Source organism: Gleimia sp. 6138-11-ORH1 (genome assembly GCF_024814355.1).
GTDB lineage: Bacteria > Actinomycetota > Actinomycetes > Actinomycetales > Actinomycetaceae > Gleimia.
In genome coordinates, this window is the sequence record NZ_JANUXV010000006.1 from 71,259 (window position 1) to 96,180 (window position 24,922).

21 protein-coding genes are annotated in these 24,922 nt (G+C 48.5%); 13 read left to right on the top strand and 8 right to left on the bottom strand.

Annotated elements, in window-relative coordinates:
* The first annotated feature begins 2 nt into the window (after positions 1-2).
* On the top strand, positions 3-995 hold the full coding sequence (locus NXS08_RS07075; RefSeq protein WP_259138878.1) for a 4-hydroxy-3-methylbut-2-enyl diphosphate reductase: 993 nt from the start codon (positions 3-5) through the stop codon (positions 993-995).
* Between the two features lie 117 nt (positions 996-1,112).
* Here the strand turns inward: NXS08_RS07075 and NXS08_RS07080 are convergent, their stop codons facing one another.
* On the bottom strand, positions 1,113-2,189 hold the full coding sequence (locus NXS08_RS07080) for a DNA recombination protein RmuC (protein ID WP_259138879.1): 1,077 nt from the start codon (positions 2,187-2,189) through the stop codon (positions 1,113-1,115).
* A gap of 133 nt (positions 2,190-2,322) precedes the next feature.
* On the opposite strand from NXS08_RS07080, the gene ychF reads away from it, so the two are divergent.
* Entirely contained in the window at positions 2,323-3,402 is a 1,080-nt protein-coding gene (gene ychF / locus NXS08_RS07085) for a redox-regulated ATPase YchF (RefSeq protein WP_259138881.1), read from the top strand.
* A 313-nt stretch (positions 3,403-3,715) separates the two neighbouring features.
* Here the strand turns inward: ychF and trpB are convergent, their stop codons facing one another.
* Positions 3,716-5,011: a tryptophan synthase subunit beta gene (gene trpB / locus NXS08_RS07090; protein WP_259138882.1), complete on the bottom strand. Its 1,296-nt coding sequence runs from the start codon at positions 5,009-5,011 to the stop codon at positions 3,716-3,718.
* 540 nt (positions 5,012-5,551) lie between these two features.
* On the opposite strand from trpB, the gene NXS08_RS07095 reads away from it, so the two are divergent.
* The 4 genes from NXS08_RS07095 (at position 5,552) to NXS08_RS07110 (ending at position 11,583) form a co-directional block, all read left to right on the top strand.
* Positions 5,552-6,535, top strand: a complete 984-nt coding sequence (locus tag NXS08_RS07095; protein ID WP_259138884.1) for an ABC transporter permease — start codon at positions 5,552-5,554, stop codon at positions 6,533-6,535.
* A gap of 8 nt (positions 6,536-6,543) precedes the next feature.
* Positions 6,544-7,473 (top strand): ABC transporter permease, encoded by a 930-nt coding sequence (locus NXS08_RS07100; RefSeq protein ID WP_259138886.1) that lies wholly within the window; start codon positions 6,544-6,546, stop codon positions 7,471-7,473.
* Positions 7,470-9,629: a dipeptide ABC transporter ATP-binding protein gene (locus NXS08_RS07105; RefSeq protein ID WP_259138889.1), complete on the top strand. Its 2,160-nt coding sequence runs from the start codon at positions 7,470-7,472 to the stop codon at positions 9,627-9,629. The genes NXS08_RS07100 and NXS08_RS07105 overlap by 4 nt, the downstream gene beginning before the upstream one ends.
* Before the next feature lie 280 nt (positions 9,630-9,909).
* Entirely contained in the window at positions 9,910-11,583 is a 1,674-nt protein-coding gene (locus NXS08_RS07110) for an ABC transporter family substrate-binding protein (RefSeq protein ID WP_259138892.1), read from the top strand.
* Positions 11,584-11,738: 155 nt separating this feature from the next.
* On the opposite strand, the gene NXS08_RS07115 is transcribed toward NXS08_RS07110, so the two are convergent.
* On the bottom strand, positions 11,739-12,398 hold the full coding sequence (locus NXS08_RS07115; RefSeq protein WP_259138895.1) for a hypothetical protein: 660 nt from the start codon (positions 12,396-12,398) through the stop codon (positions 11,739-11,741).
* 137 nt (positions 12,399-12,535) lie between these two features.
* Between NXS08_RS07115 and typA the strand changes: the two genes are divergently transcribed.
* Positions 12,536-14,476 (top strand): translational GTPase TypA, encoded by a 1,941-nt coding sequence (gene typA / locus NXS08_RS07120; RefSeq protein ID WP_259138898.1) that lies wholly within the window; start codon positions 12,536-12,538, stop codon positions 14,474-14,476.
* Here typA and NXS08_RS07125 read toward each other — a convergent pair.
* A complete protein-coding gene (locus tag NXS08_RS07125; RefSeq protein WP_259138900.1) occupies positions 14,473-14,775 on the bottom strand; it encodes a hypothetical protein in 303 nt (100 codons plus the stop codon). The genes typA and NXS08_RS07125 overlap by 4 nt on opposite strands.
* Before the next feature lie 92 nt (positions 14,776-14,867).
* Here NXS08_RS07125 and fdxA point away from each other — a divergent pair, with 92 nt between their 5' ends.
* Entirely contained in the window at positions 14,868-15,191 is a 324-nt protein-coding gene (fdxA, locus tag NXS08_RS07130; RefSeq protein ID WP_259138902.1) for a ferredoxin, read from the top strand.
* 138 nt (positions 15,192-15,329) lie between these two features.
* Here fdxA and NXS08_RS07135 read toward each other — a convergent pair whose 3' ends face one another.
* Together NXS08_RS07135 and NXS08_RS07140 are read right to left on the bottom strand one after the other, a co-directional pair.
* Complete coding sequence (locus tag NXS08_RS07135; RefSeq protein WP_259138904.1) at positions 15,330-16,121, bottom strand: nucleoside triphosphate pyrophosphatase; 792 nt, start codon at positions 16,119-16,121, stop codon at positions 15,330-15,332.
* Between the two features lie 7 nt (positions 16,122-16,128).
* Entirely contained in the window at positions 16,129-17,904 is a 1,776-nt protein-coding gene (locus tag NXS08_RS07140; RefSeq protein WP_259138907.1) for a DUF885 domain-containing protein, read from the bottom strand.
* Positions 17,905-18,195: 291 nt separating this feature from the next.
* On the opposite strand from NXS08_RS07140, the gene NXS08_RS07145 reads away from it, so the two are divergent.
* The 4 genes from NXS08_RS07145 (at position 18,196) to NXS08_RS07160 (ending at position 21,602) form a co-directional block, all read left to right on the top strand.
* Positions 18,196-18,477: an HU family DNA-binding protein gene (locus NXS08_RS07145; protein ID WP_259138910.1), complete on the top strand. Its 282-nt coding sequence runs from the start codon at positions 18,196-18,198 to the stop codon at positions 18,475-18,477.
* A 182-nt stretch (positions 18,478-18,659) separates the two neighbouring features.
* Positions 18,660-19,430, top strand: a complete 771-nt coding sequence (nagB, locus tag NXS08_RS07150) for a glucosamine-6-phosphate deaminase (RefSeq protein ID WP_259138913.1) — start codon at positions 18,660-18,662, stop codon at positions 19,428-19,430.
* 62 nt (positions 19,431-19,492) lie between these two features.
* Positions 19,493-19,819 carry a DUF3039 domain-containing protein gene (locus NXS08_RS07155; RefSeq protein ID WP_259138916.1) on the top strand — a complete coding sequence of 109 codons (327 nt, stop codon included), beginning with the start codon at positions 19,493-19,495 and terminating at the stop codon, positions 19,817-19,819.
* A complete protein-coding gene (locus NXS08_RS07160) occupies positions 19,812-21,602 on the top strand; it encodes a DEAD/DEAH box helicase (protein WP_259138920.1) in 1,791 nt (596 codons plus the stop codon). Before NXS08_RS07155 ends, NXS08_RS07160 begins: the two co-directional genes overlap by 8 nt.
* Before the next feature lie 10 nt (positions 21,603-21,612).
* Here NXS08_RS07160 and disA read toward each other — a convergent pair whose 3' ends face one another.
* Positions 21,613-22,683, bottom strand: a complete 1,071-nt coding sequence (gene disA, locus NXS08_RS07165) for a DNA integrity scanning diadenylate cyclase DisA (protein ID WP_259138922.1) — start codon at positions 22,681-22,683, stop codon at positions 21,613-21,615.
* 44 nt (positions 22,684-22,727) lie between these two features.
* On the bottom strand, positions 22,728-24,113 hold the full coding sequence (gene radA, locus NXS08_RS07170; protein WP_259138924.1) for a DNA repair protein RadA: 1,386 nt from the start codon (positions 24,111-24,113) through the stop codon (positions 22,728-22,730).
* Between the two features lie 184 nt (positions 24,114-24,297).
* On the opposite strand from radA, the gene NXS08_RS07175 reads away from it, so the two are divergent.
* On the top strand, positions 24,298-24,922 hold a 625-nt coding region (locus NXS08_RS07175), incomplete at its 3' end, for a hypothetical protein (protein WP_259138929.1).

Genomic DNA, 24,922 nt, shown 5'->3' on the forward strand with positions numbered 1-24,922 from the left:
TTTTGAAGAAAATTTTGCTTGCGGCGCCGCGCGGATACTGTGCGGGGGTTGATCGTGCAGTTGATGCGGTAGAAAAAGCCTTAGACTTATACGGTCCTCCGATTTACGTTCGTAAAGAAATTGTCCACAACCGTTACGTGGTGGAAACTTTAACTGAGCGGGGTGCGATTTTCGTAGAGGAAACAGATCAGGTTCCCGAGGGCGCGCGGGTAGTTTTTTCAGCTCATGGTGTTTCTCCGGCGGTACACGCTGAAGCGGCGAAACGTAACCTGCAGACGATTGATGCTACCTGCCCGCTGGTAACTAAAGTGCATAAAGAGGCAGTTAGGTTTGCTAAAGCCGATTATGACATTGTGCTGGTAGGTCACGAGGGGCATGAAGAAGTTGAGGGCACCTACGGGGAAGCTCCTGAGCATATTCAGATTGTGGGCACTCCGGATGAAGTTGAAAAAGTTAAAGTGCGTGACCCTGAAAAAATTGTTTGGCTGTCGCAAACTACCTTGAGTGTTGATGAAACTAAGGAAACTGTTGATCGTTTACGCGAACGTTTCCCAGATCTGAATAACCCTCCTTCAGATGATATTTGTTATGCTACGCAAAACCGGCAAGAAGCAGTGAAAACTATTGCTCCGAACGCAGATGTGATGATTGTGGTTGGTTCGGCTAACTCATCTAATTCTGTTCGGTTAGTGGAAGTGGCTTTAGATGCGGGAGCGGGAGCAGCTTACCGGATTGATAAGGCAAATGAGCTTGACCCCGCCTGGGTAGCTGAAGCGGAAACTGTGGGGCTTACTTCGGGAGCTTCCGTACCGGAAATTTTAGTGCGCGAAGTGATTGAGAAGTTAAAGGGTTTAGGTTTCCCTGAGGTGGAGGAAGTACGCACCACTACAGAAACGATTACTTTTGCCTTGCCTCGTAATCTGCGTAGTGAGTTAAATGCGCACGGAGATGACGCGAAAGGTAAACGTCAGCCCGGCCCAGATCATACCTGTTAGATAGGTGTACCTGTGCAAAAGCTATAGCTGTAGAGCGGTTGCGCGGGTGAAAGGCTGGAGTTGCAATGCGGTTGCACCAGTGAAATGCTAGATTCGTTACACGGCGAATAAAATCTTTTAAGAGTCCGCAGAAACTTCCGAGTGAGGCAGGCGTAAAGCCAAGTCCACGGGTTTAGTTTCTGCGGACACTTTAGCTTCTAAAGCACTAATCGCCCGCAGAGGTGTTTTGAAACGGCTTTCAAAAGACGCTACCACATCGTTATACGCACCCACGGCAGATTGCAGATGCTTCCCTAAAGAAGTAAGCAAAGTACTTAAACGCCCCAAACGCTGCGTTAAAATAGTTCCCAATCTAAGAATTTCAGCAGCATCTTCATTAAGACTTTGCCGGCTCCACAAATGCCCCACTGAACGCAGTAAAGTCATTAACCCACTGGGACCAACAATGATTACGCCCTGCTGCAGAGCCTGATCAAACACCGTCGGGTCACCTTGGAAAGAAGCCGACACTAAAGCTTCAGAGGGCATAAAGAGGATTACAGAATCAATCGCAGTGCTCAACTGCCGTTGATAATCGCGTTTAGTTAAAGTAGCCACGTGCCGACGCACCGCCTGCGCGTGCAAACGTAGCTGCTGCGGATCCGTGAAATCTTCAGCTTCCAAATAAGCATCTAAAGGAACTTTAGAATCAATAATCAGCGCCGCCCGATTAGGTAAATGCACAATCGCGTCAGGAATACCCTCAACTTTCCCAAGCTCATTTTCTAAAGGAACTTGCTCCAAAAAATCAATCTGCTTAGTTAAACCGGAAAGCTCTAAAACTCGGCGCAAAGAAGCCTCCCCCCAAGAACCACGCTTAGAAGTATTGCGCAACGCGGAATCTAAACCCAAAGTAGTTTCTAAAATCTGCTGATCCACCAGCTGAGAGGCTTTAAGCTGCGAACGAAGCCCCGCCAGATTCTCTCTTTGATTAACCTCAAACTGCTGTACTTTCCCAGAAAGAGAAGTAAGCGAATCATGAAGTGGTCGCAACTGGGAACTTAACTGCGTGGTTAAAGCCACATGAGACTGCGAATTATCAGCAGAAACGGAACTCTGCCGATAACGTAATCCCGCAATAAAGCCCAGGAACAAACCACAAACTAAAGCAAGTAACGCCAGTAAAACACTTACAAAAATAGATACCTCATACATACTAAAAAACTATCAGCCCCCACTGACATAATCCCAGAGGTAAACTCCAAAGACCTAAAAATAATCTAAATGTAATCAATTCCGCCCTCGGGAATAATTAAGAAACCGCAACTTATCAACTAAACTGGAAAGCGTGGCTCTAACTATTGGTATCGCGGGACTGCCCAACGTAGGCAAGTCCACGCTCTTTAACGCATTAACTCGCGCAACTGTCCTGGCAGCGAACTACCCGTTCGCAACAATCGAACCCAACATTGGGGTAGTCCCCCTGCCAGACCCGCGCCTAAACACCCTAGCGGAAATCTTCGGCTCTGAACGAATCCTCCCCGCAACCGTATCTTTCGTAGACATTGCCGGCATTGTCCGGGGAGCGTCAGAAGGAGAAGGCCTGGGAAATAAATTCCTCGCCAACATCCGCGAAGCAGACGCAATCTGCCAAGTAACCCGCGCTTTCCGCGACCCAGACGTAGTACACGTGGACGGAAAAGTATCCCCAAAGGACGATATTGAAACTATCGCCACGGAACTAATCTTGGCAGACATGCAGACAATGCAAAACCAAATTCCCCGCCTAGAGAAGGAAGTTCGCGCCAAAAAAGCCGAACCAGCAGTTTTAGAAACAGCGCGGGAAGTCCTGGAAATCCTCGAACGCGGAGAAATGATCTCTGTTGCCGGTAAAAACCTGGACCCAGAAATCGTCAAATCTTTCCACCTGATGACAGCTAAACCATTCATCTACGTCTTCAACATGGACCAAGACGGCTTAGAAGACGAAGAAATGCAAGCCGAACTGCGCGCCCTGGTGGCCCCAGCAGAAGCAATCTTCCTAGACGCACAGTTTGAATCAGAACTGGTGGAACTTTCCGAAGAAGAAGCTCGGGAAATGCTAGCAGAAGCCGGGCAAGAAGAAGCCGGTTTAGACAAGTTAGCACGAGTCGGATTCGATACCCTCGGGCTACAAACCTACCTAACCGCCGGACCAAAAGAAGCCCGCGCCTGGACAATCCACAAAGGTTGGACTGCGCCGCAGGCCGCCGGAGTCATCCACACTGACTTCCAAAGAGGCTTCATCAAAGCCGAAGTTGTTTCCTTCGCTGACCTGGTAGCCGCCGGTTCCATGGCAGAAGCAAAAGCCGCCGGAAAAGTCCGCTTAGAAGGAAAAGACTACGTGATGGTAGACGGAGATGTAGTCGAGTTTAAGTTCAACGTGTAAACGCTAAAACTGTTTAATATTTGAAAGTGCCCGAGGGTAATCCTCGGGCACTTTATTTTTTATATTTAAGGCATGTGGTAGCTCTTAATAGCGTCTAACCCCATATGTCGAAGCCGTAACCATAAAATGGGGACGTGTCGAAAAAATGGGAAAATTTCGACACGTCCTGTAGATGGGGTTACGTCTTAAACATATTAACCTCAATATTTTGGGTGCGCTAAAGCTCCACTAGTTTACCAAAGCTCCATTTTCACTTTGACGCACCCCTTAACGCCCTCGGGAAAACTGTAGATAACCTGCTACGGAAGTTAAATCAGATTCCCAGCACCTGCCCAACGTATTCCACGTCTTTGTCGCCCCGCCCAGAAAGATTCACGATAATCGTCTGGGTTTTTTCTAAGCTGGCAGCTAGCTTCATGCCAAAGGCTATCGCGTGCGCTGATTCTAACGCGGGAATGATCCCCTCTAAACGGCATAGGTCTTGGAAAGCTGTTAGAGTTTCTGCGTCAGTTACCGAAGCGTAGTTTACGCGCCCCGCAGCTGCTAGGTGAGCGTGCTGTGGCCCTACCCCCGGGTAGTCTAAACCTGAAGCGATTGAATGAACGGCAGCTGGCTCGTCTCCGTCTTGTAATACCAGGGTTCGCATTCCGTGTAAGACACCGTCAGTTCCCAGCGTTAGGGTGGCGGCGTGTTCTTTGGTTTCTAATCCTTTGCCGGCTGGTTCTACACCGTAGATGTCTACTGGGTCAGCTAGGAATGCGTTGAATAGTCCCATTGCGTTAGAGCCACCGCCTACGCAGGCTACTATTGCGTCTGGTAGGCGATTTTCCATTTTTAGGTGCTGTTGGCGAGCTTCTTCTCCAATAATTTTTTGGAAGTCTCGAACCATTGTGGGGTAGGGGTGGGGGCCAACTACGGATCCGATTGCGAAGAACATTTCGTGGTAGTTCTCTGCGTATTTTGCGAAGGCTGAGTCTACGGCTTCTTTCAGCGATTTACCGCCTGCGTCTACGATTACTACCTGTGCGCCGAGTAGTTTCATGCGCATTACGTTGGCGTGTTGTTTTTCCACGTCGATTCGTCCCATGTGGATTTCGCATTCTAGGCCCAGCAAGGCGGCGGCGGTGGCCAGGGCTACTCCGTGTTGGCCGGCACCGGTTTCTGCGATTAGTTTGCGTTTACCCATGCGTTTCGCTAAGAGGGCTTCGCCTAAGCAGTGGTTGATTTTGTGGGCGCCAGAGTGGTTTAGGTCTTCGCGTTTAAGGAAGATTCTGGCTCCGTGGCCAGTTTTGGTTTGTGAGCGCACGTATTCAGTTAAGTTTTCGGCTTGGTATAGCAAGGTGGGGCGCCCCACGTAGGTTTGTAAAAGTTCGCGGTATTGGGAGAGAAAAGCCGGGTCGTTTCGCGCTTCTTCGTAGGCGGCAGCAACTTCTGCGATGGGGGCTACCAGGAAGTCTGGCAGATATGAGCCACCGTAGGTGCCGAAGTTACCAGTTGCGTCTGCATCGTAGGTGAAGTCACTGGTTTGGGTGGGTGGCGTAGTTTGGTTTGTTGAGGAAAGTTGGTTATCTGCCGGTAGGTTTTCGAGGGCGGGGGAGTGGGTGTTCATTTTTCTCCTTAGGGTACCCGCCCAGGACAATAAAAAACGCCTCCTGAACGGGGGCGGTTTTTGGTGCACAACTAAGACCGCCCTTAGGCGATCCACCAGAAGTAAGTGTTGTTGTGCGTTTGCATGGATTCAATATATGACTTTTTCTTGGGGGTTGCAAGTTTGTTTGTAAGATGTTTTTGGTTTTTGTTTGGTGGAGAAAACTGAGTTGGGGCTTTCCTAATTCTGTTTAAGTGTGTTGATTTCTTGCGGAAACGTAAGCGAATTAGAGAATGCGTCATATGCCACATTTATTTCTGAGAGTTTCCTGAAAATGTAGAAAATCTAGGAGAAAAGCTGTTTTGGTAAACTCTTGGTCAAGTTGAAAAATACCACAATCTGGGAAAACGATTTTTACAACCGGGATTATTAGACTAAAGTCAAAAGATAGTGTGAATTCTACTGTTGGGTTATCTTTCAGTAGGGTTCTGAATTCAGAATGTAAAGAAACGTGGCTTTTACTATCGGCTTGCCGCTGGTGAAAACACATGAGGTACAACCATGTTCTACTACTTAGCTCGGAGGCTAGCAAACTATCTGCTCCTCCTTTTCGTCGCGGTGTCTTTCGCGTACTTGCTTGCATCGTTTTCGATGAATCCTAAGCATGCGTACGACATTACTAACCCGTCTTTGGACTGGGCTGCGATTGAACGTACCCTGATTTCCTATAATATTTCGGACACTATTCCGATTACTGAGCGTTACATTAACTGGCTAACCAGTATTTTCACGGAATGGGATTGGGGTCGCGGCCCAACAGGCTCATTCGTGAATGCAGAAGTGTCACGCCGTATGTGGGTATCTGTCCGTCTTATTGTTATCGGTTCTTTTGTGGGCATGATTGGTGGCGTAACAGTAGGTGCATGGACTGCAACTAAGCAGCATACTTGGATTGACCGGACGGTTACTATTGTTGCGTTGATCCTGCTTTCTACCCCAGTGGTAGTTACCGCTACTTTATTGCAGATTGGTGCCACCCAGTTTAACTTGGCTACTGGCACGAACTTCTTTGAGTACATTGGTGAGACTGGGCAGATTGGTAACTATCCGGGTGCTTGGATTGTTGACCGCGCGCAGCACCTTTTGCTTCCTACCTTAGCTATGTCCCTAACCGGGATTGCCTCATATTCTCGTTACCAGCGCAACTTGATGTTGGATACTTTGGGTGCTGACTACGTGCGTACTGCCCGCGCAAAGGGCTTGCGTAAATCTAAGGCAGTTACCCGCCACGCTTTGCGTACTTCGATGGTGCCTATGGCTACTTTCTTCGCTTTCGCAGTTGCTGGCCTATTCTTGGGTGCAACTATTACGGAAACTGTTTATGGCTGGCACGGTTTAGGACGTTATTCAGTAAGTTCGATTATCGGTCAGGATATTAATGCCACCGCAGCAGTGGTTGCATTCTCAGGGGTTTCTACTTTGACGGGTGCGCTTTTGTCCGATATTTTGATTGTTGTGGTTGATCCACGCGTTCGTGTGAGCTGAGGTGACTGATGGCTGATAACAAAACTACTTCCGCAGAAGTTGCTGAAGCTACTGAAGAAAGAAATGTTGATACTCACTTAAGCCGTGGGGCGTTGGTGCGGCGTCGTTTCTTCCGTTCGGCTACTGCTAAGATTGGTCTTTTCGGTTTCTTAGCTGTCGTGATGTTAGCGATTTTAGGGCCAATCCTCAGCCCGTGGGATTACACGGAGGTAGATAATACTTCTTTCTTGAAAGGTCCTTCTGCGAAGCACTTTTTTGGAACTACCCAGGGTGGGCGTGACGTATTTGCTCTAACCGTACAGGGTCTGCGTCAATCCTTGATTATCGGTATTTCTGTTTCTTTGATCCAAACTACTTTGGCTGCGATTATCGGTTCCACTGCCGCTTACTTTGGTAAAGTTATCGATAAAGTGATCTTGTGGTTTATTGACCTTTTGCTGGTAGTTCCGTCGTTCTTGCTGATTGCAACTATTTCTCAGCGCGCCGGGGCAGCCAGAGGTTCTATTTGGGTTTTCATCCTGCTTCTTTCTGCCTTTGGCTGGATGCTTTCTGCTCGTGTGATTCGTTCTTTGACAATGACTGTTAAGGGATTGGATTATGTTACGGCGGCTCGGTACATGTCGGTGCCATCATATGTAATCATCACGCGCCACATTATTCCTAACGTTGCTTCCTATTTGATTATTGACGCTGCTTTGGGCTTCGTAGCTGCAGTGATGGGGGAAACTACTCTGTCTTACTTCGGCTTCGGCGTGCAAGCTCCAAATACTTCTTTGGGTGTGTTGATTTCGGAAGGGCAGTCTTTAACAACTACTTCGCCTTGGATCTTCTTAGCACCGGCACTGCTACTGACCCTATCCTTGGTTTTCGTAAACTTTATTGGTGATGGTTTGCGGGATGCTCTCGATCCATCATCTAAGTCCGGAGGCAAAGCATGAGCAAAAAAAATAAAGTAGACGAATCTGTATCATTTGAGTTGCCTGAACGGACTGAGGGAGTCCCAGTTCTGGAAGTGAAGGATCTAAAGGTTACTTTCCCTTCCGAAGATGGTAAAGTTCATGCAGTTCGCGGGGTTAACTTTAAGGTTAATGCCGGTGAAGTTCTGGGTATCGTTGGTGAATCCGGTTCTGGTAAGTCAGTAACTTCCATGGCTATCATGGGGCTTTTGGATGAGTCGGCTTCCATATCTGGTTCCGTGAAACTTCACGGCGTGGAACTGCTTGGTAAAAACGATAACTGGATGTCTAAAGTTCGTGGCATCAAACTTTCTATGGTGTTCCAAGATCCACTTTCGGCGCTGACTCCGGTTTACACCATTGGTGATCAGCTGGTTGAAGCCCTGCAGATTCACCAGAAGCTTAGTAAGGAAGCTGCTTACGCTCGCGCTGTAGAGCTTTTGGGGATCGTGGGGATCCCTAACCCTGAGATTCGTGTGAAGGCTTTCCCTCACGAATTTTCTGGCGGTATGCGTCAGCGCGCCATGATTGCAATGGCAATCGCAAATAATCCTGACTTGATTATTGCTGACGAACCCACCACTGCGTTGGATGTGACTATTCAGGCGCAGATTTTGGAAGTATTAAAGACGGCGCAACGTGAAACCGGGGCTGCTGTAATTATGATTACCCACGATTTGGGGGTAGTCGCTGGCATGGCAGACCGCGTTGCAGTTATGTACGCTGGTCGTTGTGTTGAATCTGGTCCTGTAGATGACGTTTTCTATCGTTCTACTATGCCTTACACGATCGGGCTTTTAGGGTCTTTGCCTCGCCCCGATATGTCTTCCAATGAGGCTTTGGCTCCGGTGGAAGGTAACCCACCTTCCATGTTGAAGAAACCCACCGGTTGTCCGTTTGCACCTCGTTGTCCTTTGGCGGTGGACGCATGTTTGGACGGAGAACCTGATCTGGTATTTTCTCCGGAAACGTTATTGGAAGAAAATCCCCGTAAAGACGTGGATGAGCACCGCGTAGCTTGTAAACGAGCTGTTGACATTGTTGAGAAGAAACTCACCTATAAGGATATTTATCCGATTCCTGAGCTAATTTCTGAATCGACTTTGGATCCCGATCGTTTGAAGCGTGAAGAAGTCCTCCAGGTTGATGGATTAAAGAAGTACTTCCCGTTGGTAAAGGGTGCCATCTTTAAGCGACGGGTGGGTACAGTTCACGCGGTGGATGGTATTTCTTTGGATATTCGCGCTGGTGAGACTCTTGCGCTGGTGGGTGAATCAGGTTGTGGTAAGACTACTACCTTGTTAGAAATCCTTGACTTGAAGGCTCCCGAGGGCGGCAAGATTGTTGTTTTGGGTAAAGATACTGCCTCTTTGAAACGGTCTGAACGGAAGCTTATCCGCCAGGATCTGCAGGTGGTTTTCCAGGACCCCATGGCGTCTTTGGATCCTCGTTTGCCGATTTTTGAAATTATTGCAGAACCGTTGAAGTATAACGGTTTTAATAAGGAATATATCCAGGGGCGCGTGACTGAGCTGATTAAGTTAGTTGGTTTGGAACCTTCTCACTTGAACCGTTATCCTCGTCACTTCTCTGGTGGGCAGCGTCAGCGTATTGGGATTGCCCGTGCTCTGGCACTACAACCTAAACTGCTGGTTTTGGATGAACCTGTTTCCGCGTTGGACGTTTCCATTCAGGCCGGGGTAATTAATTTGCTTGAGGAACTGCGTGCAAAGCTGGGTCTTTCCTACCTGTTCGTAGCTCACGATCTTTCTGTTGTGCGTCACATTGCTGATCGCGTTGCAGTAATGTATTTAGGTCGCATTGTAGAAATCGGTGATGTGGAAGAGGTCTTTGACCGTCCTCGCCACCCTTACACGCAGGCGCTTTTGTCTGCGATTCCGATTCCTGATCCGGAAAAGGAACGCACCCGCAAGCGGATTATTCTCCAAGGTGACTTGCCATCACCTGCAAATCCTCCCTCGGGCTGTCGTTTCCGGACTCGTTGCCAGAAGTTCTTAACTCTTTCTGGGGAACAGCAGGCTGCTTGTCTAGAGTCTATGCCTGATTTGCAAGTTTCTAATCCGGGAGTAGATTCTAAGAATGCTTGTCACTATCCTGAAGTGATTACAGTTTTCTAGACTTTTTACGGGGCCTCTCATTGTAAGTGAGAGGCCCCATTTTCTTGCGTTTAAGCTCTTTAGATGGATAATTTTTGCTGCTTTTTGAGGCGTTAAGGATTCGTTATCTTTTCTCATCATTTGAGACCTTTTATAAAGATTAGATAAACAGAACTGAGATTTCTTTATTTTGATTTCTCTTTTACGTTTTCTTTACGCTAGAGTAGATAGCAACGTCGGAATCTCTTTTAGTACGTAGATTCCGAAGGTTACCTAAAAAAGAAAACCTAGGAGGTAGACAGTGCAGCGATCAGCTAAAGCACTCGTAGCCGTTGCAGCAGTTGCAATGCTCGGTTTGTCCGCATGTGGCGGCAACCTGGCAGAAAACGCCGTAGACGCGCCAAACCTGTCCGATATCAACCCTAAAGAACGTGACGAACTTCAAGACGGCGGCACCCTGCGCATTGGGATTAGTAGCTTCCCTACTCAGTGGAACGGAATGCATGCGAACGGTAATCACAATGATACCCGTAGGATCCTGGCATGGATGTCCCCAGGCAACTTCATTCTTGATGAAGCAGCCGTGGCAACTCCAAATAAGACCTTCCTGGAATCCTACACCATTACCGATCCCGGTGTAACTCCTCAGGTAGTTACCCTGAAGCTAAACCCAAATGCGAAGTGGAATAACGGTGACCCAATTACTTGGGAAGACTACGCAGCCACCGCTAAGGTATGTAACGGTGAAAACGAAGCATACGACTGTGCTTCCCCCGATGGTTATGACCAGATTGAAAAAGTTGAAAAAGGTGCAGACGAATTTGAAGTTGTAGTTACCTTCAAGAGCGCTTACCCAGACTGGACCGCTGTTCTTTCCGGTGCATACAACAAAGATTCTATCTCTGACCCAGAAGTATTTAAGAATGCTCAGGCAGATGCTGTGAATGCCGACTGGCTAGCCGGCCCATTCACCTTAGATCGTGTAGATAAGTCCACTCAGCGTGTTTACCTCAAGCGTAACCCTAACTGGTGGGGCGAAACCGCTAAACTCGATAGCGTTGAATTCCACGTGCTCGAAGGTGACTTGGTAGCTTCCGCATTCGGTAACAGCGAAACCGACGTAGCAAGCACCCTGGTTACCGCTGAACAGCTAAATAAAGCAAAGCAGCGTCCTGACCACCAGATCCGTACCGCAGGTTCCCCACAGTGGCGTCACTTCACTTGGAACTCCAAGTCCGGTCTGCTCTCTGATCAGAAACTTCGCCAGACCCTGGTGCGTGGTATCAACCGCGAAGCCATTGCAGAATCTGACTTGGTAGGTCTGCCAGTAGAACCTGCGAAGCTAATGCTTGGTAACCACTTCTTCATGCCTGGCCAGGAAGGCTACCAGGATAACTCTGGCGACTACAAGTACGATCCAGAACGTGCCAAGAAAGAATTGGACGAAATGGGTTGGAAGCTTGAAGATGGTAAGAAGTTCCGTACCAAGGACGGCGAAGAGCTAAAGGTCGAATACTTAATGCTCACCGGTGTAGTTACCTCTGAAAACGAAGGTAAACTGTTCCAAGCTGACATGGAAAAGATTGGTGTGAACGTAGTATTCAAGAACGCTCCATCATCAGAATTCGGAAATGTTCTGAGCGACCGTTCCTTCGGCGTGATTGCTTTCACCTGGGTTGGTACCCCATACCCAATGAATAACATCGGTCAGATCTACGGTTGCAAGTCCGATTCAAACTTCTCTGGCGTATGTAACGATAAGATCGAAGAACTGCGTGCCAAGGCTGACGTAGAACTGGATAAGGCAAAGCGTATTGAATACGTAAACGAAGTTGATAAGATCATCTGGGACGAAGTAATGACTCTCCCAATCTACCGTCGTATGGAATTCACCGCAGTTCCGCAGAATCTAGCTAACTTCGGTGCTTTCGGAAACCGCACCGCAGTTTACGAAAACGTTGGTTACGTTAAGTAAGCAAAGCTAACTTCTGACTAACTAAATACAGGTAGTCAAGAGGGGGTTGCACAGTTAAGCTGTGCAACCCCCTCTTAATATGCGTCTAAAAATCCAAATACGGAAGCACAATGTCAAAGATTAACTAAATCCTAGGTGCGCAAATGAAACGAAAACTAGTAAAGCCAACTATAAAACATCAAGCAGATTAACCCAAGAGTGATTCCCACATGAGACCAGCGAATCGTAACTTTGACCTGATCTGAATCAGTAACAAAATCAGACCCGTCAGGCAAAATCGCCTCACTTGAAACTCTAATCTGCGCTTTTTCTGCATAACCAGGGACTATTTTCGCTAATTTTTCGTGCTCATCATGTAAAAGCCGCCACTGCGTTAAAACTTCTACCAGTTGTTGCGCATGCAGGTGTACTGATACTTCCGAAGCTGAAAAATCAATATGTGGTACTGGGTCAAGTCCCGGATGGCGCAGTTCAGACATGCGGTTTTTAGGTTGTGCCGTGGAAAGACGGAACGGGCCAGCTGTGGTTTCAAGAATAGTTCCCAAATGTAGCTTTGCACCCTGAAAAGTACTCCAAGGAATCTGAATGGTACGCCACACGTTGAAAGCTACCAGATTCTTAGTAGTAACTACCAAAAGAGGGGACCACCAAAGCAAGTAGAACAGCCACAGAATAAAAGCAATAAAGGGAAGGGCTTTAACTGCAGGCCAACCATCAATAAAGAAGAGTAGACCACTGATAAAAAGCGCCAGAAAAAAAGCTCCCAAGAAAGCCACGCGAGAGAAAAGTGAGTATATTTTTAACGTAGGATGCATGATATTAGTCTGCCCTAATCCTTCCTAAGAACCCTAACAACCCGCGTAACGTGTTGAATTTCGCAACGTTACAACTATAAATCTAGGTGCTGGCGGGATTATTCTTAATGAGTTAAGAAAAATAGAGCGGGAGAAGTATGCCTACACGTAAAGATATTAGAAATGTTGCGATCGTTGCCCACGTAGACCACGGCAAAACCACCTTAGTGGATGCAATGCTCTGGCAGTCAGGAGCCTTCTCAGCTCATGATTCTGTTGAAAAACGCGGCGAAAGAGTGATGGACTCGGGCGACTTAGAACGCGAAAAAGGTATCACTATCCTCGCTAAGAATACCGCGGTACACTATCGAGGCCCAGCTGCCCAGGCACTAGGCTTAGCAGACGGGATCACTATTAACGTGATCGATACTCCAGGACACGCTGACTTCGGCGGAGAAGTTGAACGTGGCTTGTCCATGGTTGATGGGGTACTTTTGCTAGTAGATGCGGCAGAAGGCCCATTGCCGCAAACTCGTTTCGTGTTGCGAAAAGCCCTGCAGGCAAAACTACCCGTTGTAGTGGTTGTTAATAAAGTTGATCGCCCTGACCAGCGGATTGACGAAGTTGTTTCAGAAACAACTGACCTGCTACTTTCTTTGGCAGAAGATTTAGTTACCGAGGGCGTTGATGTAGACATTGACGCTATGTTGGATGTTCCTATTATCTACGCCTCAGCTAAGCTGGGGAAGTCTTCTTTAGAATGTCCTCCATTTGGGGAAGTTCCCAGTGAAGACTTAGAACCACTTTTTGAAACTTTGTTAAATAAGATTCCTGGTCCAACTTATGAAGAAGGGGCTCCGCTGCAAGCTCACGTAACTAACTTGGATGCTTCTCCTTTCCTGGGTCGGATTGCTTTACTGCGGATTCACAATGGGGAACTTCGTAAAGGCCAGACGGTTGCTTGGTCGCGTGCTGACGGGCAACTGGCTAACGTGCGGATTACCGAACTGTTAATTACTGAAGGCTTGGAACGAGTCCCCGCTGAGGTTGCTTCCGCTGGTGATATTGTAGCTGTGGCTGGTATTCCCGAGATTACCATTGGGGAATCTTTGGTAGATGTTGAGGATCCGCGCCCACTTCCGATGATTACAGTTGATGATCCGGCAATCTCTATGACGATTGGGATTAACACTTCTCCTATGGCTGGTCGAGTCCGTGGTTCTAAAGTGACTGCGCGGCAGGTAAAAGAACGGTTAGATAGGGAACTAATCGGTAACGTCTCTCTACGAGTATTACCCACTGAACGTCCTGATGCTTGGGAGGTGCAGGGCCGCGGGGAACTGGCTTTAGCGATTTTAGTTGAACAAATGCGTCGTGAAGGTTTTGAACTTACCGTAGGGAAACCACAGGTAGTGGTTAAAGAAATCGACGGCGTAAAGTGTGAGCCGATGGAAAAGCTAACCGTAGACGTTCCTGAAGAGTATTTGGGGCAGGTGACGCAGCTTTTAGCGGCTCGTAAGGGGCGTATGGAATCAATGGCTAACCACGGTACTGGTTGGGTTCGGTTAGAGTTCACCGTGCCTGCCCGTGGGCTAATTGGTTTCCGTTCTAAGTTCCTCACTGAAACTCGCGGGACCGGAATTGCTTCATCTTTAGCGGCTGGCTATGAACCTTGGCAGGGAGAGATTGTTTCTCGAACCACCGGATCTTTAGTTGCCGACCGTCCCGGCCCAGCTACCCCCTACGCGATGATTAACCTACAAGAACGAGGCTCATTCATTGTTGAAGCGGGATCTGAAGTTTACGAGGGACAGATTGTGGGAGAAAACCCTCGCAATGAGGATATGGATGTAAATCTAACCCGTGAAAAGAAACAAACTAATATGCGCGCCTCATCTGCGGATAACTTTGAAGGGCTGATTCCACCGCGCAAACTTACCTTAGAAGAATCTTTAGAGTTTGCTGCTGAAGATGAGTGCGTGGAGGTTACCCCAGAAGCGATTAGAATCCGTAAAAATATTCTTTCAGCGCAGGAACGATTTAAGATTGCGGCGCGGCTCCGCCGAGAACGCAAAGCGATTGAAAATGGTTGGGTCTAAATAAACTTGGCGGGAGTTCCTGGATAGTGTACGGGAAACGGCGCTTCGGGAACTCTCTTGCCAGTTACCATTGTTTCGGCAAGGACTTTGACTATTCCCCGTCGCGTATTCACTGTTACGTGGGTGGGGGCTACTTCCAGCAGGTGTCCGAGGGCGTCGTGGCGACCGTCTTTTAGCCGGTAGCGAATTACAACTCGTTCACCAACTTGCCAGTCCAACCAGGGAAGCTGTTGTTGGACAGTGGTGGTAGTCTCTAAATTCTCATCTTGCGGGTGCTCAGGTTTCGATTGTGTGCCCATAGTGGGATAATAATAGAGAACTTTGCCCAATGCGAACTGGCAGTTTATAAAAGCCAGCGCAATAAACTGAAAATCCGATCAGGAGCCTTGAAATGACTTACGTTATCGCACAACCATGTGTGGATGTGAAGGACCGCGCCTGTGTAGACGAATGCCCCGTAGACTGTATTTACGAAGGGCAACGTTCCCTATATATCCACCCTGAAGAGTGTGTTGACTGTGGCGCGTGCGAACCAGTTTGCCCTACGGAAGCTATTTTCTACGAAGACGATCTGCCTGAAGAATGGTCAGATTACTACCGTGCGAACGTAGACTTCTTCAAAGATCTGGGTTCTCCCGGGGGAGCACAACGCTTGGGAGTACAAGATTTTGATGATGAAATGATCGCGGGATTAGAACCGCAAAATCAAGATTAACCAAAGAACAATCCGAAACTGTTATAAGAATAGTTGGAAGATTCAGCTTCTAACTAAAAATAGGATTTTAAGTTTGGGGGCACTCACTGAGTGCCCCCAAACTAAATTATTAGAGACTATGTCTTTGCCGCGTAGGCTTTAATCCACAGTATGGGCTTTATTCCAGAGGGTTGGCCAAGCCACCTCTAGTTGTGTAGCTAAAGAACGTAGTAGGGGAAGTGAAATCCCCACTACTGAATGAGGATCGCCTTTCACCCCGCGAATGAAAGAACCGCCTAAACCATCTATCGTGAATGAACCAGCTACAAAAAGCGGCTCACCGGTGGCGATATAGGCAGTAATCTCATCGTCTGTTAAATGAGTAAACTCAATTTCAGTACTTTCACACTGCGATAAGGTATCTTCTACTTGCAGACGATACTGTGGGCGCTCAGTAGCTCCCGCGACAGGTAATACTGATAAAAGGGTCATCGCATGCCCGGTAAAGAGCCGCACCCGCGATCCAGAAAGCTGCTTTATCCGGGTATAAGCCACCTGCGGGGTATGTGGTTTACCCACCAGCTCACCGGCTACATCCAACATTGAATCACAGCCAACAACCACTACTTTACTGGGGAGTGGCATTTGCTGTGCGGCAGCGAACTCTAAAATTTCGGTGATGTCTAAACCAGCTACAACGTCCGCTAATTTAGCCTGCGCTAAAGCGGTGACTTTCTCAGCAGCGTCCTCGGCGGAAGAAACCTCTTCAAACTTAGCTAAAACAGCGTCCTCGTCAACTTGAGAAACTCTGATTAGTGGCTCAATCCCAGCGCGACGCAAAGTTCCTGCTCGGCCCGATGAAGCCGAAGCTAACACGAAAACAGTGCTGGGCGCGGGGCGAGTAAACGAAAGAGGAATATCCAATTCCGGATTTAACCAACTGGCGGACATGAGACACCTACTTTAACGCCGTATGAAGCACTTCTAAGGGCAAACCGCCCAATAGCAGAGCCTGATCGTGGAATTCTTTCAAAGATTTCTCAGGGTGGGCTGCTTGGAAAGAATCACGGATTTCTTCCCACTGCTTTTGCCCCACCTTGTAAGAAGAAGCCTGTCCGGGCCACCCCAGGTAGCGAGTCACCTCAAAAACTAAGAAACCTTCAGCCATCGCCACATTATTATTCATAAATGCCCACACGTGGTTGCGATCCCATTCGTTTTCAGCTGCGGAAGTATCCCCTAAATCAGCAAAAGGACTTTTCGCTAAAGATGCTTCATAAGCCTCTTGGCTGATCCCCACGCTGGCTAAATAATCCCAGCCGGGTAACTCTTTCCCAGTGTGGCAGCCAATATCAATAATCACGCGGGCAGCTCGTAAACGCTGCGCATCCAACATTCCCATTCGGTCGGCGGGGTCTTGCATGTAACCTAGCTTATCCATCAGGTCTTCTGCGTAAAGCGCCCAGCCTTCACCGTGGCCAGAATACCAGCAGAAGTTGCGGCGCCAAGAGTTCAGTTCCTCTTTTGCCGCGGTTGCTAAAGAAACCTGCATGTGGTGTCCAGGCATACCCTCGTGGTAGACGGTGGTTTTTTCCTGCCAGGTGTGGAAAATTTCCTGATCTGGTGGGCAGGCCCACCACATGCGTCCCGGGCGAGAGAAATCATCCGATGGTCCCGTGTAATAGATCCCGCCGGAACCGGTAGGAGAAATCATACATTCCAAAGCTCGCATCTGGGGTTTCACCGTGAAATGCACGTTTGCTAAGTCTTCCATCGCCTGATCGGAGGTTTCTTGCATCCACTTCTTTAACCCGTCGGTGCCGAGAACTTGGTATTTCGGGTCATCATCTAACTTCCGCATAGCTTCGAAAACTCCGGTGCCAGCTCCGAAAAGATCCTCAGCAATCTGGACTTGCTCAGCGTGAATCCGCTGGAGTTCAGCTTTTGCCCACTCATAGGTGGCGTCCGTGTCAATGTAGGCCCCTAAGAATGTAGCTGAGGCGCGGCGGTAGCGGTCGGCCCCCACGCGGTCGTCATTTTTAGCGCGGGAAGTAAACTCTGCTTCTAACCAGCTGGCGAAGTCGCTGGCTGCCTGGGTGGCGTCCGTGACGGCAGCTGCAAATTTGGTTGCAAAATCTGTTGGCAACTCAGCTGATTTTCCTGTTTCCGAGGACGCCCACGCAGCGTATTCTTCCTGCATTCGAGCAAATGGATTAGCCTCATTAGCTGTAGCTGCTAAATCTTTCAAGGCGGCACGTAACTGCACGCGGGTAGGAAGTAAATCCAGTTCAGCTCCCGCAATGAGGCTTTCTTTATAACCGGCGTAAGCCGTTGGGACAGCTGCCATCCGATAGTAGATATCCTGCCAGTCAGCTGCAGTGGCAGTTGGCATCAGGTCAAAGCCATCACGAATCCCCTGCAGGGGGCTGGCGATATTATTTAAGTCGCCCAAATGGTCGTTGTTTTCGTAGGATTCTATTGCCATACGAAAATCAAAAAGCATAGCTGCTTTAGTTACTTCATCAACGCTATCGACAGTTTCGCAAGCAGAAACTTTCTCAAGCGTTTCTTTAATCAACTGGTGGTAACGCAGTGCGCCCGCGGGAGAGAAGTCCTCAAAACCTTGCTTACCGGCACGTAATCCTAAAGAAACTCGCATATCGGGGCTGAGTTCAATTATTTGTTTTACGAATTCTTCCGCAATCGCATCTAAGTTTGTAGTTTTACGAGTCATTATTACTTCTTTCTTAAAACCAATTAATCCAATTCGTTTTCTTCAACCATACCGCAGACGTTTTTTCAGTGCGACATGTCATTAAAGCACGTAAAATAATGTTATTTTTTAAGAAATTTTGTGTTTTTCGTCGTTAAAGGGTGATTTTTCAGGGAAAACACATTATATTTACTTTTGAAGATAATCAAATGCGAACTACTACAACTGCGGGAAGCAAACTGCTGAAAGTAGTTTAGTGGGAAGGTTGATCATCGATCACCCCTAATATAATTCCGATAGGAAGGATCCAAAATGTCCGTAAATCGCACTCAGCTTGTAGCCGCAATTGCTGACAAAGCAAACCTAACCAAGGTACAGGCAGACGCAGCACTGGCAGCATTCCAGGAAGTACTGATCGAATCCCTAGCAGCTGGCGAAACCGTTAAGGTAACCGGCCTGTTCTCAGTAGAACGCGTAGAACGTGCAGCACGCACCGGCCGCAACCCACAAACTGGCGAACAGATTAACATTCCAGCTGGCTTCGGCGTAAAGATCTCCGCTGGCTCCACCTTGAAGAAGGCTGTTGCTAAGTGATTTAACCTATCTGGTTAGAATTTCAAAAATCCTCGGCATAAATATGCCGAGGATTTTTCGTTCAAGATTTCACCTATCCTAAACGTGGGGTGTTCTCACCGCCCTCGGAAACTGCCTATAATAGGGGAGGGGAAAGTGACCCCCAAAAATAGCCACGCAACCAAAGATGATTGAGGAAGAAAATGCGTATCGCCATCTTGCCTGATGACAACACTATCGGTAAAGTAGCCGCTGACCTGATTGAAGAACTCTACCGCGCGAAACCAAACGCAGTCTTGGGATTGGCGACAGGTTCTTCCCCTCTGCCGATCTACAAAGAACTAATTGCCCGCCACCAAGCAGGAAAACTCAGCTTCAAACACGGAAAAGCTTTCATGCTTGACGAATATGTGGGTATTCCTAACGAGCACCCAGAACGCTACCGGAATGTAATCGACACAGAAATCGCTTCCCACGTCGATTTCCCCGCAGACGCAGTAAACGGGCCAGACGGTAACGCCCCAGACCTACACGCCGCTTGTGCAGCCTATGACCGGGCAATTAAAGACGCTGGTGGAGTAGACCTACAAATCTTAGGAATCGGCTCTGACGGCCATATTGCTTTCAACGAACCCGGTGAATCCCTCACCTCCCGCACCCACGTGGGGGTTCTAACTGAACAAACTCGCCGCGATAACGCACGCTTCTTCGACGGCGACATTGACCAAGTCCCCACCCACTGCGTCACCCAGGGGCTGGGAACTATTATGGACGCCCGCCGCTTGGTCTTGGTCGCTCAAGGTAAAGGCAAAGCACGCGCCATCAAAGAACTGGTTGAAGGCGCAGTCTCTGCCAAATGGCCAGCTACCATCATGCAAATGCACCCAGACGCATGGGTTCTGGTAGATGAAGCTGCCGCTGCTGAACTGGAACTGGCAGATTACTATCGTGAAGTGTGGGAAAAATCCCGCTGATTTTTCCGCTAAATTACCTTTTCAAGTAGGGATCGCGACGAACAAAGTTTTAAACTAGGCATATGGAAAACTCATTCGACTCTCAGCGCTATGCAAACGATCCAGGAGAACCCGGAACTCAAAGTTCCACTTCCGTCCTGGAACGCACAGAAACAAAAGAGAAACCGTCGGATGGAGATAGAGACAGATTTGCCCACTTTGTTCGTCGCGATCGCGTTGATCACTCACTTTTAACCGGGCAACCTGTAGTCGCCCTCTGCGGCAAAATCTGGGTGCCCCTCCACGACCCCAGTAAATTTCCTGTCTGTCCTAAATGTTTAGCCATCAAAGAAGAAATGGGAAAAATGGGTCCGAATTGGCCTTATGCAAATGGTGGTTCTAATGCGTGAGGGGGCTTCTCCGCAAACTTCCGCTAAAAACCCTTCACCATTTGCCGCTTCTCAACTTTCTCCCGCATTCCCAGCTCGCGCCGCCTGGGGAACCGCCGGGTCTTTGCGTGCGTGGCAGGCGGAAGCATTAGAAAAATACTTAACCTCTGGCGCAACTGATTTTCTTACGGTCGCCACTCCGGGAGCTGGAAAAACAACTTTCGCTCTGCGTGTCGCAGTGGAACTGATCGGCAGTGGAATAGTTGAAAAACTCACCATCGTTTGCCCGACTGAACACCTTAAAGGACAGTGGGCGGAAGCCGCTGGCAGAGTTGGTATCCAAATCGACCCGGCTTTCACAAATTCCCAAGGCCGCGCCGGCTCGCACTATGACGGGGTAGCTGTCACCTACGCGCAGGTGGCTGCTAACCCGGCAGTTCACGCTATGCGCACACGCGCCTATCGAACTTTGGTGATTTTAGATGAAGTCCACCATGCCGGTGACGCACTTTCTTGGGGGGACGGGGTAGAACATGCTTTTTCAGAAGCGGTTCGTCGCCTTTCTTTAACCGGTACACCATTTCGTTCTGACAGTTCTAGAATTCCTTTCGTTACTTATGCCCTTGACGAGGACGGCGTGTTACGCTCGCGGGCGGATTACACGTACGGGTATGCGGAGGCATTAAAAGATGGGGTAGTGCGCCCGGTTATGTTTATGTCCTATTCGGGAGAAATGCATTGGCGGACGCGCGCTGGCGATGAGGTGCAGGCACGTTTAGGGGAACCTTTAACAAAGGATATGATGAAGCAGGCTTGGCGTACTGCTTTGGATCCGAATGGGCAGTGGATTGCTTCAGTTTTAGCTGCTGCCGATCAGCGTCTTTCGGAAGTGCGGAGAACTATCGCTGACGCTGGCGGTTTGGTGATTGCTGCGGATCAGAATGCGGCGCGCGCCTATGCGCGGCATCTGCGGACTATTACTGGGCAGTCTCCAACTGTAGTTATTTCTGACGATGCGCAGGCGTCTGCAAAAATTGATGAGTTCAGTGCGGGTGATTCACGGTGGATGGTGGCGGTTCGCATGGTTTCCGAGGGCGTTGATGTTCCGCGTTTATCGGTTGGTGTTTATGCGACAAATACTTCTACGCCACTATTTTTTGCCCAGGCGGTGGGTAGGTTTGTGCGGGTTCGGCGCAGAGGTGAAACTGCTTCAGTTTTTATTCCTTCTGTTATGGATTTGTTGGAACTTGCTGAACAGATGGAAGTTCAGCGGGATCATGCGTTGAATCTGCCGACAGAAACGTTTGAGGATGAGGTTTTGGTGCAGCAGGCGAACCGTGAGGAGTCTGCTTCTGCTGATTTACTGCCCGGTTTTGAAGCGTTGGGGGCGCAGGCTGAGTTTAACGGGGTTCTTTTTAACGGGGCTTCTTTTGGGGAGGGCGCGGATGTTGGCTCAGTTGAAGAACAAGAGTATTTGGGTATTCCGGGGCTGTTAGAGCCTGAGCAAGTGACTACACTTTTGCGTGCTCGGCACGCTGAGCAAGCGAAAACTAAACGTCGGGAAGCGGCAGCTGCTTCGGTGAGAGCAGAGAACGCGCAGGTGCCTTTGCATCGCGTTAGAGCCGCTAAACGAAAGGAACTTTCTTCTTTAGTGAGTACTTGGGCGCGTCGGGCTAATCAGTCTCATGCGGCGATTCACGCTGAATTGCGTCGCCTCTGTGGTGGCCCGGAAGTACCGCAAGCGACTATTGAGGAGTTGGACGCCAGGATTGCTTTACTTCGTAAGTGGTTTGTGGGGCGTTAAAGGGTAGGTTTTACCAGGTGGCGTCTTCTAAGAGTGCGGCCTGATACTGTCGTTCTAAGGCTTCTAGAATAATTGAAGCTCGGTAAGGTCCTACGCCTTCAACTTGTTGTAAATCTTCAGCGGTGACTAGGCGAAGTTTAGGGAGGGAATCCCAGTGGGTTGAAATGTTAATGACCATTGATTTCGGTAGTCGAGGAACTCTGGAGAGCACTCGAATTCCGCGGGGGATAATTCCTCTGTCTAAGTCTGAACTGTCCACTATGATATGCCCTAAGGTAGCTGAAATAGCTCCCAGGTTCACTAGGGATTCTCCATCTAGTTCTGCTAATGCGCGATCGGCTTGTTCGTAGTGGTCAGTGAGGCGAATGTAGTCGCGGATTAGTAGGAATCTTTCGGCAGCTAAGCCGCGGGCTAAATCATCTAACTGGAGGGCGATTAGACGTCCTTCAGAGCCGAGTTCTTCCAGGTAGCCAGAGATTTCTGAGTGAATCCGACGCATCATTTCTATCCGCTGTAAGCAGGTGGCGACTTCTCTTAAAGTAACTGCGTCGCGGTGTTCTAGGATAGAAAGGTCAGCTACATTTTCTTCGAGACGTTGTTTGTAGCGTTCTAAAGTGTTCAAAGCTAAGTTAGCGCGGGAAAGGAGTGCTTCTGGCTCCACTAAAGTTCGCCGCAGCGATCCTACAAACACGGTGATTACTCGCATGGAAGCTGATACGGTGATTACTGGCTGCCCGGTTTGGCGGGCTGTGCGTTCTGCCGCTCTGTGGCGCATTCCGGATTCAGCGGTGTAAATGTCAGAGTTGGGGATTAACTGTACGTTAGCTTTAGTGATTCGCTGTGCGTCGGCAGAAACGATTACTGCCCCGTCCATTTTCGCGAGTTCTCTTAAACGCGCGCCGGTTAATTCCACGTCAATATCAAAACCACCAGAGCAAATGGATTGTGATGCTTTTGTATCTCCGACGACAATTAAAGCGCCAGTGTGTCCACGCTGGATTCGTTCTAATCCGTCACGCAGTTTAGTGCCTGGTGCCAGCGCAATTAGCGCTTTGCGCATCATTTCTGCATCAACACTCATTGCCACCCTCGTTTTCTAAACATAGCCTACTCTTTCTAAATGTACTACTTTTTAGAAGAGGATAAGCCCAGACGCGCAGCAGCGGAAAGGTCCGCCACCGGATAAATGTTAATCCCTTTGACAGGTTGCAGGGTTTCCGCACCGGTATCAGGAACTAAAGCTATTTTGAAACCAAGCCGAGCTGCTTCAGCTAAACGACGTTGGATGCCCACGGTGGCTCTAATTTCGCCGGTTAAACCAATTTCCCCGAAGGCCACTAAATCAGGTTTCACGGGGCGATCAGCTGCAGCTGACATAATCGCTAATGCAGTGGCTAAATCGGCTGCAGGTTCAGAGGTTTTTGCCCCACCTACGGTAGAAACGTAAACGTCCGTGCCAGAAGTGTCTACCCCTAAACGTGCCTGCATTACCGCTAGCATCATGGTGACTCTAGTTTGATCTATTCCCGAAGTCGTTCGCCGAGGAGCTCCAGCAACACTGGTCGCTACCAGAGCTTGCACTTCAGTTGGCATAGGACGTTTCCCTTCCAACGTAACTGTCACGCAGGTTCCAGAGGTTTCAGCAGATGCGGTGGAAAGAAATAATCCTGAGGGATCAGGTAAACCAATAATTCCGGTGTCAGTTAAATCAAAACAACCAACTTCATCGGTTGCCCCGTAGCGGTTTTTCACGGCTCTTAAGAGACGCAACCGTGCGTGGCGTTCACCTTCAAACTGACAAACTACATCAACTAAATGTTCTAATACGCGTGGACCGGCAATCCCTCCTTCACGAGTTACGTGCCCCACCAAAATAGTGGGTAAATTTCTTTCCTTCACGGTGGCAATTAATTTTGAAGTTACCGTACGTATTTGAGTAACTCCGCCGGCGGCGCCCTCGGCTTCAGAGGAAAAAACTGTCTGAATAGAATCTAAAATCAATAATGAGGGGGACTGCTGTTGAATGTGCCCAATGATCGTTTCCAGGTGAGTTTCTGTTGCCAGGAGCAAATGATCATGCAAAGCGCCAACTCGTTCTGCCCGAAGCCTAATTTGGGAAGCAGATTCTTCCCCAGAAATATAGAGAACTGGCCCAGTTTTAGTCTCAGTTGCCTGAGCAGCTGCTTTTGCAGCTACATCTAAAAGGAGTGTGGATTTACCAACCCCCGGTTCACCGGCCAGCAGAACAACCGCACCAGGAACAATCCCGCCCCCTAAAACGCGGTCTAACTCAGATACTCCCGAAGGGCGTGCCCGCGAAACTTCCACATCGATCTGGGAAATAGAAGTAGCAGCGGTGCGCGGAGCAATCGCTTTAAAAGTAGTTGCAGTAGTGTTTGTGGCTTCTTCAGTTACAGTTCCCCAGGCTTCACAAGCCCGGCACTGTCCCACCCATTTTGAAGTAGACCAGCCACACTCACTACAGAAATAAGTACTCTTTTGCTTTCCCATAGCTCAATTCTAAAAGATGCCTCTGACAATGTTTCAACAATATGGTTTGCTCATGCGATGAGAAGCGATTGTTAAGATGATGTAATCGCTGGATACTAGTAATTTAATTTTAAGTATTCTAGACTAAGTAGTTGAGTTTATCTTATGTCAATTTTCTGGTTGGCATAAGTCGAAAGGAAGGGAAATGCTAAAGAAACTCAACACATTAGTTATCACTATCGCTCTTACTGTAGGGGCTTTAGTGGGGGGGGGATATCCCGTTGCACAGGCGATTGAGCTTCCTGCGGCACCGCAGATAAGCGTAAAAGCCCCAACAACACCTCAAGAGAAAAACCTACTGGTCGTCTCTGGAATGGATGAGTCAGTTAAGGGTTCCTATCGTTTTGTTATTTATAATGGTTCACAGGCTCTTCGCCAGTTGAACAAGAGTGAACGTGAATCACTCTATGCGGGTACTTTAACTGCAGAATCTCTTGATAAGAACGGAGTATTCGGTAAGAATCTTTATAAAAATAAGAATCTTACAATTAAGGTTTACTATTTCGATAAAGCCAACAAGTACCGCGAAAAACATACCACTGTTAATTTGCTAGTGGGAACAACTTTAACCAAAGCAGTTTTACTAAACGACTCCGGTCCATTAATGCTTACTGACCCAGCAACTGTTACACCTCCTCCACCACCTCGGATTGCGACTGCTCCTGTGGTGGAAGCGAAGTTTGATTTGGTTCCTGCGCAGTGTGTTAATAAGGTGGCTGAGGATAATCAGTTGAAGGTTACTGGTAAGGTTGCTGCTAATGTTCGTTTTG

Coding starts and splice junctions, on each gene's coding strand:
- typA (WP_259138898.1), top strand. CDS start 12,536: ATGCCTACACGTAAAGATATTAGAAATGTTGCGATCGTTGCCCACGTA.
- radA (WP_259138924.1), bottom strand. CDS start 24,113: ATGGGAAAGCAAAAGAGTACTTATTTCTGTAGTGAGTGTGGCTGGTCT.
- trpB (WP_259138882.1), bottom strand. CDS start 5,011: ATGAACACCCACTCCCCCGCCCTCGAAAACCTACCGGCAGATAACCAA.
- NXS08_RS07095 (WP_259138884.1), top strand. CDS start 5,552: ATGTTCTACTACTTAGCTCGGAGGCTAGCAAACTATCTGCTCCTCCTT.
- disA (WP_259138922.1), bottom strand. CDS start 22,683: ATGAGTGTTGATGCAGAAATGATGCGCAAAGCGCTAATTGCGCTGGCA.
- fdxA (WP_259138902.1), top strand. CDS start 14,868: ATGACTTACGTTATCGCACAACCATGTGTGGATGTGAAGGACCGCGCC.
- NXS08_RS07140 (WP_259138907.1), bottom strand. CDS start 17,904: ATGACTCGTAAAACTACAAACTTAGATGCGATTGCGGAAGAATTCGTA.
- NXS08_RS07145 (WP_259138910.1), top strand. CDS start 18,196: ATGTCCGTAAATCGCACTCAGCTTGTAGCCGCAATTGCTGACAAAGCA.
- NXS08_RS07080 (WP_259138879.1), bottom strand. CDS start 2,189: ATGTATGAGGTATCTATTTTTGTAAGTGTTTTACTGGCGTTACTTGCT.
- NXS08_RS07125 (WP_259138900.1), bottom strand. CDS start 14,775: ATGGGCACACAATCGAAACCTGAGCACCCGCAAGATGAGAATTTAGAG.
- nagB (WP_259138913.1), top strand. CDS start 18,660: ATGCGTATCGCCATCTTGCCTGATGACAACACTATCGGTAAAGTAGCC.
- NXS08_RS07155 (WP_259138916.1), top strand. CDS start 19,493: ATGGAAAACTCATTCGACTCTCAGCGCTATGCAAACGATCCAGGAGAA.
- NXS08_RS07115 (WP_259138895.1), bottom strand. CDS start 12,398: ATGCATCCTACGTTAAAAATATACTCACTTTTCTCTCGCGTGGCTTTC.
- NXS08_RS07135 (WP_259138904.1), bottom strand. CDS start 16,121: ATGTCCGCCAGTTGGTTAAATCCGGAATTGGATATTCCTCTTTCGTTT.
- NXS08_RS07100 (WP_259138886.1), top strand. CDS start 6,544: ATGGCTGATAACAAAACTACTTCCGCAGAAGTTGCTGAAGCTACTGAA.
- NXS08_RS07105 (WP_259138889.1), top strand. CDS start 7,470: ATGAGCAAAAAAAATAAAGTAGACGAATCTGTATCATTTGAGTTGCCT.
- NXS08_RS07160 (WP_259138920.1), top strand. CDS start 19,812: ATGCGTGAGGGGGCTTCTCCGCAAACTTCCGCTAAAAACCCTTCACCA.